This window comes from Rhodopila sp. (assembly GCF_965277165.1).
Taxonomy (GTDB): Bacteria; Pseudomonadota; Alphaproteobacteria; order Acetobacterales; family Acetobacteraceae; genus Rhodopila.
This window is the reverse complement of sequence record NZ_CBDICE010000006.1, coordinates 1,534,337-1,550,663: the sequence shown is the minus strand read 5'-3', so window position 1 is coordinate 1,550,663 and position 16,327 is coordinate 1,534,337. Positions and strand designations below refer to the sequence as shown.

At 63.4% G+C, this 16,327-nt stretch carries 20 protein-coding genes; all 20 read right to left on the bottom strand.

What is annotated here, in order from left to right; all coding sequences use genetic code 11:
* Positions 1-9 precede the first annotated feature (9 nt).
* Positions 10-375 carry a hypothetical protein gene (locus ACQY4Y_RS19155; RefSeq protein ID WP_428492181.1) on the bottom strand — a complete coding sequence of 122 codons (366 nt, stop codon included), beginning with the start codon at positions 373-375 and terminating at the stop codon, positions 10-12.
* On the bottom strand, positions 372-2,453 hold the full coding sequence (locus ACQY4Y_RS19150; RefSeq protein WP_428492180.1) for a hypothetical protein: 2,082 nt from the start codon (positions 2,451-2,453) through the stop codon (positions 372-374). The genes ACQY4Y_RS19155 and ACQY4Y_RS19150 overlap by 4 nt, the downstream gene beginning before the upstream one ends.
* Before the next feature lie 10 nt (positions 2,454-2,463).
* Complete coding sequence (locus ACQY4Y_RS19145; protein WP_428492179.1) at positions 2,464-2,799, bottom strand: hypothetical protein; 336 nt, start codon at positions 2,797-2,799, stop codon at positions 2,464-2,466.
* Entirely contained in the window at positions 2,796-3,632 is an 837-nt protein-coding gene (locus ACQY4Y_RS19140; RefSeq protein WP_428492178.1) for a hypothetical protein, read from the bottom strand. The genes ACQY4Y_RS19145 and ACQY4Y_RS19140 overlap by 4 nt, the downstream gene beginning before the upstream one ends.
* A gap of 1 nt (position 3,633) precedes the next feature.
* Complete coding sequence (locus ACQY4Y_RS19135; protein WP_428492177.1) at positions 3,634-4,041, bottom strand: hypothetical protein; 408 nt, start codon at positions 4,039-4,041, stop codon at positions 3,634-3,636.
* Between the two features lie 2 nt (positions 4,042-4,043).
* The gene (locus ACQY4Y_RS19130; protein WP_428492176.1) at positions 4,044-4,502 is read right to left on the bottom strand and encodes a hypothetical protein; all 459 of its coding nucleotides are present in this window, start codon (positions 4,500-4,502) and stop codon (positions 4,044-4,046) included.
* The gene (locus ACQY4Y_RS19125; RefSeq protein ID WP_428492175.1) at positions 4,499-4,738 is read right to left on the bottom strand and encodes a hypothetical protein; all 240 of its coding nucleotides are present in this window, start codon (positions 4,736-4,738) and stop codon (positions 4,499-4,501) included. The genes ACQY4Y_RS19130 and ACQY4Y_RS19125 overlap by 4 nt, the downstream gene beginning before the upstream one ends.
* A complete protein-coding gene (locus ACQY4Y_RS19120; RefSeq protein WP_428492174.1) occupies positions 4,735-5,013 on the bottom strand; it encodes a hypothetical protein in 279 nt (92 codons plus the stop codon). Before ACQY4Y_RS19120 ends, ACQY4Y_RS19125 begins: the two co-directional genes overlap by 4 nt.
* A gap of 10 nt (positions 5,014-5,023) precedes the next feature.
* Positions 5,024-5,551 carry a hypothetical protein gene (locus ACQY4Y_RS19115; RefSeq protein ID WP_428492173.1) on the bottom strand — a complete coding sequence of 176 codons (528 nt, stop codon included), beginning with the start codon at positions 5,549-5,551 and terminating at the stop codon, positions 5,024-5,026.
* Between the two features lie 10 nt (positions 5,552-5,561).
* Positions 5,562-6,530: a hypothetical protein gene (locus ACQY4Y_RS19110; protein WP_428492172.1), complete on the bottom strand. Its 969-nt coding sequence runs from the start codon at positions 6,528-6,530 to the stop codon at positions 5,562-5,564.
* A 17-nt stretch (positions 6,531-6,547) separates the two neighbouring features.
* Entirely contained in the window at positions 6,548-7,141 is a 594-nt protein-coding gene (locus tag ACQY4Y_RS19105; RefSeq protein ID WP_428492171.1) for a YmfQ family protein, read from the bottom strand.
* A 1-nt stretch (position 7,142) separates the two neighbouring features.
* Complete coding sequence (locus ACQY4Y_RS19100; RefSeq protein WP_428492170.1) at positions 7,143-8,306, bottom strand: baseplate J/gp47 family protein; 1,164 nt, start codon at positions 8,304-8,306, stop codon at positions 7,143-7,145.
* A gap of 38 nt (positions 8,307-8,344) precedes the next feature.
* Entirely contained in the window at positions 8,345-8,797 is a 453-nt protein-coding gene (locus tag ACQY4Y_RS19095; RefSeq protein ID WP_428492169.1) for a phage GP46 family protein, read from the bottom strand.
* 3 nt (positions 8,798-8,800) lie between these two features.
* Positions 8,801-9,322, bottom strand: a complete 522-nt coding sequence (locus ACQY4Y_RS19090) for a phage baseplate assembly protein V (protein ID WP_428492168.1) — start codon at positions 9,320-9,322, stop codon at positions 8,801-8,803.
* On the bottom strand, positions 9,319-10,479 hold the full coding sequence (locus tag ACQY4Y_RS19085) for a phage baseplate assembly protein (protein WP_428492167.1): 1,161 nt from the start codon (positions 10,477-10,479) through the stop codon (positions 9,319-9,321). Before ACQY4Y_RS19085 ends, ACQY4Y_RS19090 begins: the two co-directional genes overlap by 4 nt.
* Positions 10,476-11,843, bottom strand: coding sequence for a DNA circularization protein (locus tag ACQY4Y_RS19080; RefSeq protein WP_428492166.1), 1,368 nt, complete (start codon positions 11,841-11,843; stop codon positions 10,476-10,478). Before ACQY4Y_RS19080 ends, ACQY4Y_RS19085 begins: the two co-directional genes overlap by 4 nt.
* Positions 11,840-13,846 carry a phage tail tip lysozyme gene (locus ACQY4Y_RS19075; RefSeq protein ID WP_428492165.1) on the bottom strand — a complete coding sequence of 669 codons (2,007 nt, stop codon included), beginning with the start codon at positions 13,844-13,846 and terminating at the stop codon, positions 11,840-11,842. Before ACQY4Y_RS19075 ends, ACQY4Y_RS19080 begins: the two co-directional genes overlap by 4 nt.
* A gap of 200 nt (positions 13,847-14,046) precedes the next feature.
* Positions 14,047-14,343 (bottom strand): phage tail assembly protein, encoded by a 297-nt coding sequence (locus tag ACQY4Y_RS19070; RefSeq protein ID WP_428492164.1) that lies wholly within the window; start codon positions 14,341-14,343, stop codon positions 14,047-14,049.
* The gene (locus tag ACQY4Y_RS19065; RefSeq protein WP_428492163.1) at positions 14,343-14,711 is read right to left on the bottom strand and encodes a phage tail tube protein; all 369 of its coding nucleotides are present in this window, start codon (positions 14,709-14,711) and stop codon (positions 14,343-14,345) included. Before ACQY4Y_RS19065 ends, ACQY4Y_RS19070 begins: the two co-directional genes overlap by 1 nt.
* Positions 14,712-14,777: 66 nt before the next feature.
* Complete coding sequence (locus tag ACQY4Y_RS19060; RefSeq protein ID WP_428492162.1) at positions 14,778-16,325, bottom strand: phage tail sheath subtilisin-like domain-containing protein; 1,548 nt, start codon at positions 16,323-16,325, stop codon at positions 14,778-14,780.
* Positions 16,326-16,327 lie beyond the last annotated feature (2 nt).

Here is a 16,327-nt window from a genome sequence, read left to right as displayed (position 1 = left end):
TGTCCTTGATTATGGCCAGGTGATCACCGGTCCGAACCCAGGCGAGGCCGGCAACGGCAGCGGATAGATCGACAACTCGGGATCGATCTGCAGACCGATCAGCCACTCGTACGTGCGAGTGAGCGTGCCGTCGTTGGTCGTGACATCCACCTGAACACGGTAATAACGACCCGGCACACCGCCGGCGAGCACCGCGACCAGCTCGGTCCCGATCAGATCGAGGCTTTGCGCCACCATCTCGCCGGCGCCCGACGGCAGGATGCGCAGCGCCGCCATTGTAATGGTCTGCGATGTTGGGATGCAGCTCAGATCGAGGCCGTAATCGAGGTCAGAACCCGGCTGCTTCAACGGCCAGGTCAATGTTCCGGTGATCATTCTGGCGGTGCCTTCAGTGTTCGGTTCAGGACAGCCCGGGCGGTTCGGCCGGGGTTTGGAACCCGAAGCGCGCGGTCCACCAGATAGGCCGTCAGCGTGCGGATTTTGGGCGGCAGCCGGCGGACCCCGCTGGTGTTGTTGATCCAGGTCGCGATAGCCGAAGCCTGGGCCGCGAGGACCAGGTTGCGCAGCGGCTGCGCGATGGTCAGAACAGCCCCACCTCGCGCTACGGCGGCTAATACTGCTCCGCGTATCTTCGTATTCGCGGCAGACGCCCCGACCGCCACGGGGCGGATCAGCCCGGTCGCACGGGTGACGACGCCGCGCGCCGCAGACGCCGCGCTAATCGTGCGCAGCCGCAGAGCCATCAATCCGACCGCTGCCGTTGGCGCGGTGGTGGCCGCAACGATCCTGCTGGACCGCCGACGAACCGTTGCGATCGTGGCCGCGGCCGCAATCACCGACCGGCCGATCAATCGGGTCACTGTCGCCGATGTGGTGATCACCACGACGGCGGTTTTGCTCGTGCCACGACGCAGCGTGCCGGTTGATGCCGCCGCGGCCAAGACCGTGACCAGGCGAGCCCGGATGGTGGTGAGAACCACCGTCGCATGGCCCGAAGCGGTGAACTGCTTGGCCGATGCCCGGATGGTGGTGAGAACCACCGTCGCATGGCCCAAAGCGGTGAGCTGCTTGGCCGATGCCCGGTGCATCGTGGCGGCCGGGGTGTTCGCGGCAAAACTCAATCGGCTGGTCAGGCGCTGCAACCCGGTTGTCGTGGCCGCGATCCCGGATGAAGTCCTGGAAACGCCACGACGCAGCGCGGCGGCCGAACCCGCTGTGGCGTGCAGCAGCAACGACAAGGCGTTTTCCAGATCAACGAAGGCGAACGGCGCGCTAGACGCTATGAAGATTACCGAGAAGGCCTTCAAGAACTTGACGGTCGCCAGCGCCGCGCCCGATGCCGTCACGGTCCGGTGTCCGGAATACCTGAGACGTGCGAGCGCCGACGCGGCGGAGATCGCGGGAAGGCGTCGCGACATAACCCGGCGTAAACCAGCGATGGACGCCGCAGCCGCTTGCAAAGAGCGAGCCGCATCGAGGACAGAGGTAAGTGCCGCCGTTGCGGACGCCGAGGCCAATAGAGTGAGCGACCCAGGCGGCGCCAGAATATCGGCAGCACGGAACGATATTCCAGGAGAGCCAACCGGCGGCAGGATGAGCGAACTGGGTGTCGCTGCCGGCTCCAACTGGAAGCCAGCGAACCGGTAGGTGATGTCCACCGTCCCACCGGTGACGTCCACAGTGAACAGCGGCTGCAGGAACGCCGTTGTCGCCGGCGTCGGCCCACCTCCGCCCGTTTTGAACTGCGTAGCAATCGGGGCCGCCGCGGGGTCCGCGACAGTCGTCTGGAACAGAGTCCCGAGGTTGGTGAAATTGTTATCTATGCACGTGGCGGAAAGGTCCGCTGTCCCGGCGGTCATCCCGGCCGTGGTGCCCGCCGATATGGCCCAGTAGAGGGAAAGCGACCAGGTTTGACCCGGCGTGGCCGGAACCTCGCTCGGGTAAATGAAGATCCGGCCCGAACTGACCGAAGTCCCGAAGAACCGAAGATCGAAGTACGGCAACGAGCCGATCGTGCCGAAGCCGACGACCTCCGTGTTCAAATTGGTTGGAAGGAACGCGGTTTGATAACCCGCCGGCAGCGTTCCCGGTGTTCCGACGACGGCGCCCTCAAATCGAGCATTGGCGACGCTGTTGCTGGACGCCCCCTCTAGTAGCGTGGCAGGGCCGACGAACGCCGTGCCATTCCAGGTGTAGGCGTTGGTCCGCTCGACATTGACGGCGGCGGTTTGCAGGGTGCCGCTGGCGTCGAAATAGGTGGCGACCGAGGCGCGCGAAAACGTTGGGCGGGACGCGACAGCACTGGTCACCGCTGCCCCCTGCGCCGAACCCTTGCGGATGACACCGGTATTGCGCACCACCGCCGACGAGGCCGCAGACGATGCCTGGAACGACAGCACATGCTGGGCCTTCGAGGCGAGTTCCTCGGTCAGCCCCAGGTATGAATAGGACATCGGCTACCGCTCAGGTTCGCAACAGCTTCCAGTCGATACTTCGCGCCGTGCCAGCGACCTGCTTCAGCGTGACTTTGATGCTGATATCGCTCGGCTGCGGTGGTGACGCGATGACGAAGGCCGCCGGCGGCGACGGGCCGATCGTGGTCTTCCAGGTGACTTCCGGCGTCGAGAACGTCGTAGTGAGGGTTTGCGTGTATATGCGCAGTTCGAGCACATCCCCTATCACCAGGTTGTTGCCCCGCACCTGGAAATAATATGTGCCGTTGGTCGCGTCGCTCGCCAACACGAACTCGGTCCCGATGGTCGCGGTCGTCGTGCCGCTGGCGCTGACAGCCCAGGTCATTGTCGCACCCCATAAAGCGTTACGCCCATCAATCGGTCGGGATTGACATTGGTCTGGCTTTGCATCCGTACCGCCACCCGCGACCCAGCCCGTATCGGGAACGGGAAGTAGGGCGAATTGACGTTCAGCACGGTCACGAAACCAGAATAAGAGAAGGTCGTATTGTAGAAATACGGCAGAATGATCTTTTCCGAACCGGCCGCGCCGATGGCAAGCTGCATCAGGGTGCAGGCTGACTCGCCCGAACCGTTCTGTCCGTCCTGACCGTCAAAGGCGAGGAAAAACCCGGCAAGGTCGTTGGTGACACTCGCGGTGAGCTGGGCGAACGCCCCCATCTTGTTCACCGTCGCGCCAGGATCAACGGGAGTGCCAACGCCGGCCGCGACGTTGAAACCGTAGGTGTCGATCGCGGAACCACCACCGCCCGATAGCGCCCCGTCGGCAAACAGGGTCAAGTTGATGTTGGCGCCGTAAAATGGTTGGTCCGAAGCAAACCGGGCGGACACCGGGGTACCGGCTGGTATCACCAGCGGGAAAAAATACTGGGCCGGAAGATCGCCAGTGCCCGACAAACTCAAGTTCGCCAGGACCACAAATTCGCTGCCCGCGGCGCCGATGGCGATATCGAGCGCGCAGGTCGTCCCGCCGGGTTTTTCAAGCTGGACCAGTACCCAGGCCGTGTCAGAGGCGGTGGCCGCGATAAGCTGCAGCCAAGGACCTTTGACGAACGCCGTGTCGCTCGAATAAACCGTGCTCGGGTTTGTGGACGCCGGGACCGCACCGACATTTTCGGGGTTCGCAAGCTGCGGACCGACCTGCCAACCGCCGGCCACGTCAGTTTGCTCCGATGACCGCGGCGCGTGCCGAAGTCAGCAGGTTGATCGACACCAGATAGGCCAGGCCCTGCTGCACGACAGGATCGGCCGGTTTCACAGTGGCGGCGGTCGAGAGCATCAGCAGGAACATCTTGACCTGCGCATCAGTGCTTCCAGCGATGGCGGCGTACTCAGCCGGGGTGAACCGTTGGACCCATTGCCACGTCGAAAGCACGGTCACCGGTGCCGGGGGCGGGCCGAAGCTCTTGGTTGCCGTGTTCCAGACTTGTCCGGCCGGGCTGCCGGCAAGTTGGAGTGCCGTGTAGCCTTTGGCAGCCAAGGTTGCGGAATCGGCGATGGCGGTGCCAGTGGAGATCAGATCCCCACTGGCATCGACGATTGCGTACCAGGTTGCGGTGCCTGACACGATCAAGCCGGGATGTATTTGAGCTGCGCGGTGAACGCGATGGAGTCGCCGCTGTTCACGTTCACCTGGGCAAACACCGATCGGATCAGCATGTTGCCGGCGCTGACCAAATCGAACAAGCCGGCCTCGGTGATCGCCAGCGTGCTGGTCGCGGTCACGGTCGAGGCCACCTGATAGGTGTCATTGGTGACCGTTGTCGTTGCCCTGCTCTCGGTCCCGGCGACGCGACCGCCGCCGGTGGTCGGCGCCGCTTCGCTGCCGAGCGCGGTATCCGTAACCGCCGCCGCCGTGGTGCCGACACCCCAACCGAGGTTCTTAGGCGCGGTTGCGGCCTGGATCATGCGGTTGGTGACGATCGCCGCACCGGCGTTGGTGAACACTGTGCCGAGGGCGTGGATGATGGCACGCGGGCCGGCGAGTATGTCGATACCGGGCAGCAAGGCTTCAGCGGTGTAACTCATGACACGTCTCCGGTTGCGGGCGGGAAATCAGCCGACACCCGTTTACCGGGCGCGTACATGCTCATGTCGTCGGTGCCTGACGGGACGAAGCGGAAGCTGTGCCCCTGCACCTCGTCCTCACTGATCAACTCGACCACGAAACCAGGCGCCATCGCCGAAATCTCGTGACCGTTGTGCATGACGGTGATCGGCACATCGCTGCGCGTGATCGAGTGCACCTTGTAGGAAATCCTCATTTCAGCTTCTCCGAAAAACGTTTGATTGCCGCACCTACGCGCATCGCCCACACCCCGAGTTTGATGCGGGTATCGGTGATCACGGCGGGGGTCTCGACAGGCTCCCCGGCGGCCTCGATCGGCGCACCGCAGTTGGGGCACTCGTCGGGCGCGAGGGGCGGCGAATAGGCATCCGGGTGCTTGCTGCCGCACTCCTTGCAACGTGGCAGGAAACGATGCAGCACGGTCGCCTCATAGCGCCCGGCTGCGCCGGTGGTAGAATTGGTGATGGGCATGTGACTGGTCTCAGACGGTGAGGGTTACGCTGGCGGCCGGCAGCGACGTGGCCTGCAACGGGTTGCCATCGATGATGAGGTCGAGCGTCGCGGCGTAGGAAGCGATTGCGCCAGCAACGACTTTGTATTGGCTCGCGTTGAAGCTGTGCCAGGTACCGTTGGCATCCTTCATCGGGTAGCTCGACACTCCGCCCGGGAACGATCCGGAAGCGACCAAGGTCGTCACCACGCCGCCGATTTTGGTCTGCGTGGCGGGGTCAGTCGGGAAAACGGTGGAGGCCAGGGTTATGCTGCCCGACAGTGTGAGCGTGATCCCGGCGGCCATGGCCGCAGCGGCTTGCTGCGGCAACAGGACAATGGGCTGTGTCGGCGGCGTTAAAGCCGCCTGAGCCGAAGCTGGTAGCGTCGCGAAGAAAGCCGACCACCGCGTATCGCTGGCCTCCACCGTCCCCTGGTTGGGAAACGAGGTATCGCTTTGCGCGGTTGCGAAGACAGCCGTAATGACAGCTTCAGTCGTGTCCGAAAAGGCGACGAACATGTTGAACACCTCAGAATTTGTAGCCGTTCATGTAGATCGTGCAAATCACTGTCCCGCTTACATTTGTAATCGTGTAGTATAGCGTCTGCGCGACAGAAAGCAGAGTGCTGAAGCTGTTCCAAATACCTTCGCCGGGGGCTTGCGCAGACGCATTGATCTGGCATCCCGTGCTTTGCGCGGAACTGAAAATGTCAAACAGCAGACTCCCCGCGGCGGAAGACAACGCAGACGTTACTCCCCGCGCTTCGACGGCGTTCTTCGGGATAACCGAGGCCACGGAGAGGGCGGTTAAAGAGGCCACGCTGGTGATCGTTGCGACCAACACGTTGAAGAAATCGACGCTGCGGTCACGCTGATAGCCGACGATGAACCGCCCGCTGGAATCGGTCGGCCAGACGCTAACCAGGGCAGAGAAGGTGTAGCCGGCCGGCATGTGGCCGCCCGCATACACGTTGGGAACGGCGGCCGTCGTCGCGTTGGTTGCCAGCAAAGCGGACGCGCCTGACGTCGGGTTGTAAATCGCGTAGATGCCAACGAAACCAGACGTCGGTGCCGAACCGGTGTCCATTCCGTTTACGCCGGTGACAGTCAGGTTGATCGAGTGCGAAAAATTGCCCAGACGGAAAGCGCTGCCAGCGAGCGCTGTTTCGACAACCACCTCGTCAGCGGAAAATGTCGCGCTGATGGATGGGGCTGTGACCCACATTAGCCCGTTGCGGATGGAACCAACAACGCTGCCGCCGAGTGTTTGAATGGCCTGTGCAAGCTGCGCCCAGTTCGTGTCGTCCGGCGTGACCCCAGCCGCCAGGATGGCGTTCACGATCTCATCTTGGATCATGTTAAAAGCGTAGGCCGGCCAGATCGTTCCCGGTATTCCGGTCGCGGGATTGCCATCTGTCGCGTACTGCGGCGTACCGGTTATGGGCGCGATGTCGCGACTTGAGAACGCAACCGAGTTCGTTGCTTTAATACGATTCATTTCTGTTGGTCCTAAGTCTAGGAGTATGAAAACAGCAGTGTCGTGTGCGCTGGGGCAAGCCGCTGCAGCTCGCACTGCAGGACTGTATTGCCGAAGCTCGAAAACGGCTCGCCGAATGTATCCCGGCCGAACGTGAAGTGAGTGATGCTGAAGGTCGGCGCATTGACCTGCCAGGCGAATGCCCAATCCTCGCCCGCAAACGGCTGGCCGAATGGTTGCCCAAAGCGCGAGGGCGTGAACTGCGTGATCGTGATCTGGTATCCCAGCGCAGCGGCAACCGAGACGAAGTAATTAACCGACTGGCCCCCGCCGGCGATGAAACGAGCGTTGACCTGTTGCTGCCTTACTTGAAGCGTCGGTGCTGGTCCTGCGCATGGATCAGGCAAGCCGAGCGTTGATTCCCATTCTGGTAGCAGTTCCACCGGCGCGACCGGGAAGGCATCGGTCAGCAGGTTCGCAGCCCGGCCGGCATTGCCCGGGTAGAGCCCGGTGAGCGCGAGCGCGACCTGCGTCTGAACCGCGTCGGCATCCCGCGGCCATACCGGTCCGGTTGGCAGCAGGGCCTGAAAGCCGGCGAGGAAATCGGCCGCGGTGTAGATCGGTGCGGGCATATCAGGCCGAGAAGGTTAGAGTGCCGACCGTCAGCAGCGCGCCCGCCGACGGTGAGATCGCGCCCGACGGAACGGTCACTTTGAACTCCGACAGGCCGGGTATGGCCTCCAATGCGGCATACCAGTCGCTGGGCTCGATCCCGGCCCAGGGCGCACCGGTCGTCGGGTTGATGGTGCCGCCGGCCTGGCCGAGACGAAGGAACATGTCGGCGAGTGCGGAAGCGATCAGCGCCTGCATCGCAGCGGTGTTGTTGCTGCCGAGATCGGCGATGGTGAAATCGGTTGGTTGCGGCGTCGGTGCCACGACATAGACCAGGGCGGTCACCGGCTGCAGCGGGAACAGAGCGTTCGCCACGGTAAGCTGGTCGCCTGTTGCGGTCGCGGCGCGCGGTTCGTTGCTGGCGCAGCCGTTCGACCCTTGCGGGAAACCGCCGTGCTCAGCCTCGGCATCGTCCAGCATGACGAACACAGTCACGGTTCCAGCGCCCATACCGTTGGGCACGATCCAGGCTCGGGTGACGCCAGGGACGGCCAGGGCCCATTCGATGTAGTCTTGCCGGTCGCCGCCTTGGGGCGGAGCGGCGTAGACGATGAGCATGCGGGTCCGCAGCTCGTCGTCGGTCTCCTGATCGGCACCGTCGGCGGTCTGCGTCGAGGTGGTCGAGACGGATTGCACGTTGGCGACCGAGGTGGCCAGGTTGAACACCGCACCGGTCTCGAAATTGCCGGCCGATCCGGGGATGGCGGCGACAAACGGGACGGTGATCGAGCCGCTGACCGTGCTGGCGTCGGCGGTCGAGGTGTAGGTCACGCCGTCACTACGGACGATGCCGGTTCCGGAGACAACTGTCGTTGTTGCATTGGCCACGAATGCAGCCGTGCCAGTTGTCGGTGTGGCCGGCTTCCGGGTGACGCCCTTTAGGTTCGCCCAGCCCTCCAGGAACTCGCCGGTGGCGGTGAACGGGACTGCCTGCTTGGATATCCAGTCGATGTAGCCGTAATGCTCGGTCGCGAGCCCGGCTTGCGCATTGGCGAGAACACGAAGGACCGACCGCTGCAACAGCCCGACCAGAATGTTGCCGTTGGCATCGGTGACCCGAGCCGCGTTGATCCCCTGCAGCATCTGCTGACGCAGATCGGTCAGGGTCGGATATGAATAGGGCATCGGGCCTCACTTGGGCAGGCGTGGCAGCGGCAGCGCGATCAGGCGCCTTGCCAGCTCCATGCGAAATTGAATGTCGTCGGCGGCGACTGCGGCTGCGTCAGCGTGATGCTCAGGCCGATGTTCCCGCCGCCCATGTATGTCGCCACGGTGGTCACGGTCGCCACTACGCCGGCATCGATCAACCATTGCAGCGCGGCGTTGCAGATGCCTTGCACCTGCGCCAGCAATGCGGTTGAGCCGTTGATCTTGGACCGGTCCAGCGTCCAGAGCAGACTGCCGATCGGGTATCCCTCGAACGTGTCTCCCCACCATCCGCGCCGGCCGGTGGGTGAACCAGCGGGAGGCACATAGTCAGGCGGGGCAACCTGGTCGGTGAACAGAGAAAGCAGAACGGCAGTGCGGAGGCCGCCCGGGTCGATTGCCAGGTCGCCGGTCGTGACGCCCCAATCGCCGCGGAAGCTGGCGGCGTCCCACTGCAGGCCGATGTCCATGGCTCAGGTCCCAGCGGTTGGCGAGACGGTGCCGGCGGCGGCTGTGCCAGTGCCGTGGCGATGAGTGCCAAGGCTGACCTGATCGGCGCTGCCGTAGCCTTGGATGACCTGTCCGGTGGCGTGGATATCACCGTTCTGTAGGATCGTCGGGCAGTTGGTGAAGGTGATCGGCTTGCCGCCGCCGTTGATGACGATGCCGTCCTGGGTCAGGTAGATCGTCATGCCGAAGGCGTTGTACAGGACGCTCTCGCCCGGCTGCTTGCCAGTGGGGCGCGTGGCCTGGTGTCCGGTTGCGACAACGGCGCCGTTCGAGCGGTCTCCGCTCACATAGACCGCGATCACATCTGAGCCGGCCGGAGGCACCGATGAGAAGCCGAACTCTTGCACCACCGGAACGCCGTCGCGGGTCTCCAGGTAGCTGATCTTGATTTGTGCGCGCATGACCGGACCACTGTCGTCGGCGATCATCAGCTTCGCGGGCGCGACGAAGTTTTGAATGCGCTGCCACAACCGCTCGATCATCATGTCAGCTGCTTGTCCACGAGCGGGTCGCCACCCGGGGTGTTCGCGCTCGGCAGAAGGTTGGTGAAAAGTTCGGGTGCCGGCTGGAACGCGCCTTTCGGCATCATCATCACCTCGGCGATGGTGCCCCGCGTCGGGTCACGCAAATAACCGACGCTCGCGATGACCCATGGGTCCGATGTTTGGACCTGCTTCAGAGACGGCAGGGTGATCGGCGCATAAGCGTTCGGTTGCCACAGGGTCCCGGCGCTGTCGCGCCAACTGTCGCAGGCCACAGACATGGTTTGGCTGCGGCCCTTCCGGCGTGCGGCTTCCCACTGTGCTCGCTTTACCGCGAACGGCGTCACTGAGTCATTGCCGGTGAGCTGAAACTGTTCGGACACGACGATCATCTGGCGAGCGGGCCGTATGTCGGCATCGATCACGGCCTGGCTGGAAAAGTCGATCGAGGCAGGACCGCCGACGACGTTCATGCTGGTCAGGTTCGGCAGGTAGGTGTGGAACCTCTCGTCGGCGGAGAAGGACACGCCCGCATCTTGAATGTTCACGCCTTCCTCGAAACCGCTGGCCATCGTCGAGGTGCCGACATCTGCGATGACCAGATTGCCGTCGGCGTCGTCATAGAGCAGGACGCCCAAGCATCGGGAAACCCGCTCTAGGATCGTCCAACCGGTTTCGGTCAGGATCGCGCTGATGATGTCGCCCGTGTACGTGGGCAGGGATACGTTCGTCTTGGATAGGTTTTTCACCGAGATGCCGTACGGGGCACAGATCCTGGTCGCTAGGTCGGTCAGCGAGGCCGTCAGGATGCTGCCACCGAGCAACACAGATGGCGTGATCGAGCAGTCGTGGATGTCCTCAAGTTTGGACCGACCCATGATGCGAACGTTGTGCCGCGATGGGCTGACCTGCATAACAACGCGGTCCACGTAACCGGTCAGCACCTTGTCACTGTCGATCATCACCTGACAGGTAGCGCCAGGCATGGCCGACATCTGACTAGGGTCGGTCGGATAGCGTTCGGATAGCTCGATGTCGAAATCGCTGGGCACTCGGTCAATGCTGCGGGTAACGCGAGTGGCTTCCCAACCGGTCAGCGCCTGGCCGTTCACCAGCAGCGTCAGCGTGCCGGTCGGATTGCCCTGTTGCGCGCCACTCATGAACTCAACGCCTGGAAAGATAACGGCATGAACAGCGGAGAGATCGGGTTGCCACGGGCGATCAGTTCGTCGCTGCGTGTGGCGTCGGCATACAGTGCGTACGCCAGTGCGAGCGAGGGCGTCGGCGTCTTTGTGGTGACGACCTTCAACCTAGGCAGGTTGGCCGCCCTGGTCAGCAGATCGTCGGCGATTGCTGCGCTCAACGCCTCAAGCGCCAGGTAGCTGGCGGTATTGCCGGCATCGGCCGCGGCGACCGCTTCCTGGTCGAGCAGGTCTGTCACCGTCTGCAGTACAACCAACGCGTCGTCATAGCTGGTCGGCTGGTAGATCGATGTCGCGTTGGCGGTGCTCACCAACGCCGCAGCGCGGAACAGGTGCACCGTGGCATCCTGGATCGCCATGATCGCCGCACCGACGGGCGCCGAACTGGATGTGATCGCGGGGTTGAAGGCCGCAAGGTTGGCCATCAGCCGGATTTGGTCGGCCGGAGCTTGTGCCACAGCCCGCACCGCTTCGGTCAGGGCTTGCACGGCAGCCGGCAAGAGGGTCGGATCAACTATCGCAGTCGTGGCGCCGCCGGCGACCGCAACGGCCGCACGGGAGATGGTCAGGCCGGCGATGACGGTTGCCACGGTCGCGGTAGCCGGTTGCGGGATCGCGCCGTAGGCATAGCGTCCATTGTTGCCAGGCAGGCCGAGCACAGCGCCGAGCGTGGCCCCGCTGTCGGCGGCCGTGCTGATCGCCAGAGATGAGAAAGAGGTGATGATGCCTTTGACGGTGTCGAACACGTTGCTGGCGAAGGAGAGCCCGGCGTTGATGCCGCCGATCGCCGTGGTGACGGCCCCGATGAAGTCTTGCGCGGTGGCTTCGGCCGTCTGCACGGCGGAGGTGATCGCTTGGAGCGCGGTAGCGATGGCTGAGGTCGGGAACGCCGGCGAACTCTGGCTTTCGATGAAGCTCAGTTCGATTTCAACGGTGCGGCCTTGTTCGGCCTGCTCTGCCTCACTGAAACCGACCAGGGAGGCCATGACACTGCCCAGCGACGGATGCACCAAGGCGCCGGGGCCGGGCTTCTCCATTGCCGCCAGCATGGCATCGCGCTGCGCGTAGACGTCATCGCCGATCAGGAAGCCGGAGAAGCTGATCGAGCGGGTTCCACGGCCCAGGTCTTCCACCCAAACCGTGTCGCTGTACGGATATTCGTGCACCGCGATGCGGCGGCCGCGGCGGATGGATGATGACCGCACAGCAAACGACAGGCCGCGCCATGATGCAGGCTGCAACCCATAGGCCCAAGGGCCTAGCTTCAGGTTGCTGGCGAAGTTCAGCAGGGAGCCGACGTCGCCGCCGAGAAATCCGCTCATGGTCCGGCCAACGTGGTTTGAGTGACTTTCGGCGGCCCGTCGAACACGTTGCCCGCGACCGACCCTTTGGTCGTGGTGCCGGGCGGGACGTTGCCGCCAAGGGTCACGTGCAGGCTGGCTTTTCCGTTCAGGGGTGGCGCGGTGGGCTGTGTCGTGGCCGTGCCGGTGCCGTTTTGGATGGCAGGCAACGGGGGTGGCGCTGGTGGTTCTTTGTAGGCGTTGTAGATGTCTCGTGCCGCCATACCGCGTGCGATAGCCTTGAGGCCGAGCGGATCGTATGGCCTCTCGCCGCCGGTGGCGTCATAACCGGCCGCATACGGTGATTTATCTCGCGAAAGCAGATTGCCGGTTTTCTTCTCGGTTGTACGCAACTCTATGGCGTCGAAGTCGATCTGTTCGTCGGCAGTGCTTTGGCGGATGTCGTGGCCGAAAAGCTTCTTGAAATACGCCTGACGGTCAGGGTGCAACTGCAAAAGGCCGTAGGCCGTATATTTGCCCGAAGCGTCTTTGTCTCCCTGCTCTGTAGGGTTCATACTGCTTTCGGCGTTCATCTGCGCGGCTTCCCCCGCGGCGGCGGCTTTCGATAGCCCGTCCTTCATCAGTCTCGCCATGACGTAATTGGCAGACACGGCGCCCGCCGCTTTCGTATCGAAATCGCTGGCTGGCTTTGTCTCCCCGGTCTTGGGGTTGGCATAGGCCGTTGGGTTGCCGGCGTCGTCGACGGATGAAGCTATGGTGAAGCCCTCTTTGCCTGCTTGAGATGTCCGCGTGAATGAGTCCCTGCCCGCTACATACGACCCAGCGGCGCCAGCGACCGCCAGACCTCCGACTGCTCCTGCTACGATGCCCGCACCCAATGTGGCGCCGGCGCCTGCCCCAACAACACCTCCGGTCGCGGTTTCAAGCGCAGCTAGGGCGGTGAGTTTGGTCAGCGTGAACGCTGTCTTCACGCCAAGCCCTACGATCGCATCCTCAAGTGCACCGACACCAGGAACCATGCGCGCCACGATAAAAGGTGCGATGACCTCCATAACGTCCTGCCAGCCGCCGAACAGCTTCACGACAGGTTCGAGGGTTGTCTTTATGGCGCTGATAGCGTGGCTGTAATCGTTGAACCACTTCGTTGCATCTGAGGCGATCAGGTCCTGGTTCTTCATCGTCCAGGTAGTCAATTCCGTGATCAACGGGGTGAGCACCGGCGCCAAAGCTCCGGCAATGGTGTTGCCCAACTTGGTCGACGCGATGGTCAGCTCTTCCTGCTTCTCGCGAAGCGCGTCGGCGGCTTTGGCCTGCTCGGTCGTAGTGGTGTTGTACTTCGCGCCGTCGGCGACATACTTCCTGATTTCCGTCGCGCTGCGGGTCCAGATCGGAGCCAATTCGGCTGCCGAACTCCCGAGCAGTGAGGTTGCCCAGGCCGCCCGCACCGACATGTTCGGGATTTTGGACAGTGCCATCAGGATCTTGGGCATCGCTTCGCCCGCGTTCCGCGCCGAGATGTGCAACTGACTAAACGCGGCGATGAACTTCGGGTCCGCACGCCCGGTCGAGAGGCCGGTCAGGTTGTCCTGCAGCGACACCAGCGATGACGACATGCCTTCTGCGGAAGCGCCGGCAAGTTTGGCCGCACCTTGTAAAGCACTGAGCTTTTCCACGCTGACGCCGGCGCGACGGGAGGTCATGAGCAGACTGGTGCCGTAGTCCTCCCACCCGCTGACCAGTTTGGCCAGGCCGGCGACACTGGCCGCGCTGGTGATGACCGCAAGCGGCGTGATGATCCGGCCGATGTTCTCGAACGCGCCGAGCGACTCCCGCGCCAGTCCGCGCATGCTCTTGCTGAGATTGTTGATGCCGACTGTGTCGGTCATCTTCGACGTGGTTTTGGTCAGCGCCTGAGACCGCTTATCGAGGCCGCCCAGGGTTTTGTTAAACGCCTGGATCTGCTTCGACGCCGCGGCTTGATCGGCCGTGATCTTAATTGCGATCTGGGGATTGCTGCCGGACATGCTCAAACCCCGAAGCTATCTACTCGGCTTGTAGTTCGGCGAAAACAGATCCGAACTACTGGACCGCTCGCGCCGAACCATGTCGTTGGCCCGCTCGCAGTAGATGACCAACTTGGCCAGCGTCATGCGCTCGATGCTCATGGGCGAGCAGGAATAGAACCTGGCGATTTGCGCGATCAGGTCGTGCCAGCTCGTCGGGTTCAGATAGTCGGGGAACCGGCCAAAAAAGTGCTGATGTACTCCATCGCACGGAACAGGGCCGAGATCGGAATTTGCTCGATCACCGGCAGCGGCACACCGGCGGCCTTCGCGACCAGGTGCATTTCCATGTTCCGCACGGAATGCCCGTTCTGGCCGTTGCGAATGTGCTCAAGAGCCGAGAGAACTTCCTTCGCGGTGGGTTCCCGCAGGATGAGCTGCACGTACTCACGGCCGTCGAAATTCACCGGCTTGGCCAACTCGATGGTCAAGGTCGGAGGCGGAAAATTGTCGGACATCAGATGGTCGACTCCGTCACGCTGTCGCCCTCGAACCGGATGGCGAACGAGCCTTCCTGAGTGCGAACTTCGATTTCGCCGACCTGCCACATGTTCGCGCCGTAGACGGTGATCCCGTTGGCGAGTTGCAGCACGATGGTCGTGCTCGTCTTGCCGTTCAGGCTGTAGACCGTCGTGTCACCGCGGGCGCGCAGCGTGGCCGCGATGTAGCCTTGCATCGGCATCTCGCTGAAACCTTCGACCCGCGACTGACCTTTCAAGGTCTCGCGCGTGACGGTGCTGGGGCCGTAGGCCGCATCTCCGGTGACGTCCCAGGTGTCGCCGTCGATCGTCATTGCGACGATGCCGGCCAACCGCACATTTGGCATGGTGGAAAACTCCTATTCGGTGCGGCCGGGCCGCGATCTATTCAGTCGTGTGTGGAGACGGCAGTATTACGGCTGCGTGAACTGGACGTTCGAGGCAATCGCGATCAGCTGGCCGCCCAACTGCACCGGCAACAGCATCGTGACGACGCCACCGCCCGCGTTCTGAGCCTGAGCCTGCAGCGCGAACTGCGCGGCGTTCTGCACCAGCCCGACCGGAGCACCGGGCAGGCCGTTGTTGGCGATCTGCTGGTACTGGGCGATCACGGCGTAGAGGATCGTCTGGCTGGTCACCATCTGCGATCCGGCAGGGATGCGCGAGCCATCCGACACCAGCTTGACCCGGTTGAAGTTGCTGCCCAGCATCGTCTCAAGAATGCGAATGTAGGCCATTAATTGATACGGGACATTCAAATCGAGATACGAATTGTCGGGCGACCCTGCCGCATTCTGCTGGTAGGTCGTGATCGCGCGATCCACGTAGACCGTGCCGTCGGCGCCAACCTTGTACGTGCTGATCCCGTCGAACAGCATGGTCTCACGAGCGGCATAGCCGTCGCGGTCAGCCGCCGGCGGGGCAACCACGTTCAGCGCGACGCCCTGGGTCAGGCCGCCGATCGGGATTGTGGGGTCGGCCCGCAGGCTCACGGCCGAGGCCGCACAGAAGTCGGTGGCCCAATGCCAATCGGGCGACGGGCTGCCAAAGGCGCCGATCGCGGCGGTATGCTGGTCGTTGCGGGCGGTCGACCAGGTGGTGCGGGCGGACAGCGTGCCGCTCTTCGCGGTGAACGCGCCGCCATACTTTTGCACCGACCAGTTCCAGCGGCCCGAAGCGTCTGACAGGAACGCCTGGATCGCGTTCAGGCTCTGGGTATCGTTGAACGGCACGACGATGAAATCGAACGGCTCTTCCGGCAGCGCCGCCAGAGCAGCGGTCAGCACAGGGTCTGTCGCGCCGCCGTTGAACGCCACCACGGTCGCGGTGATGCCGGCCACGTTGGTCGTGCCAGGCTGGCCTTCGCCCGCGGCCGTCCCGTTGAACGACAGCAGGATCGTGCCCTGGTTGCCCAGCGTGCCCTTGTTCCGCGCGGTCAGTGTGACGGTGCCGGACGTCGAAGTGGCGATCGCCGTCAGCGGGTTGCCGCCGGCGGTGGTGGTGCCATTGATCGCGATGACGGCATTCGTCGCCACGACCACAGCGGTGTCGCCGCTGTTGACCGGGCAACCAATAAGCTGGCCGTTGACGTAGACCGGCACGGTGCCGTTCTGCGTCGCGGTGCCGGCGAACGCGATCGAGCCGGACGCCGCGGTTGAGGAAACGGCGTCGCCCAGCGGCAAGCACCAGACTTCGCCGGTGAGGTCCAGCGCGCGGTAGCGTTCGACCATGACGGCCAGCAACGACCCGGCGCCGTAGTTGTCTTGCGCGTCACCCACGCCGGCCGAGAGTGTCGCGACACCCGAAACGGCGGGAGCCGTGGACAGCTGTTGACCGATGATCAAGGTGCGCTGGTTGATCGTGCCGGTGTTGGCTTTCGATGCGTCGACAACTGCATAGACGCCCGGCACGCGGTTCGTGCTCGGGTAGCCGGGCACGATGATGGAATTTGAACCGCTCATTG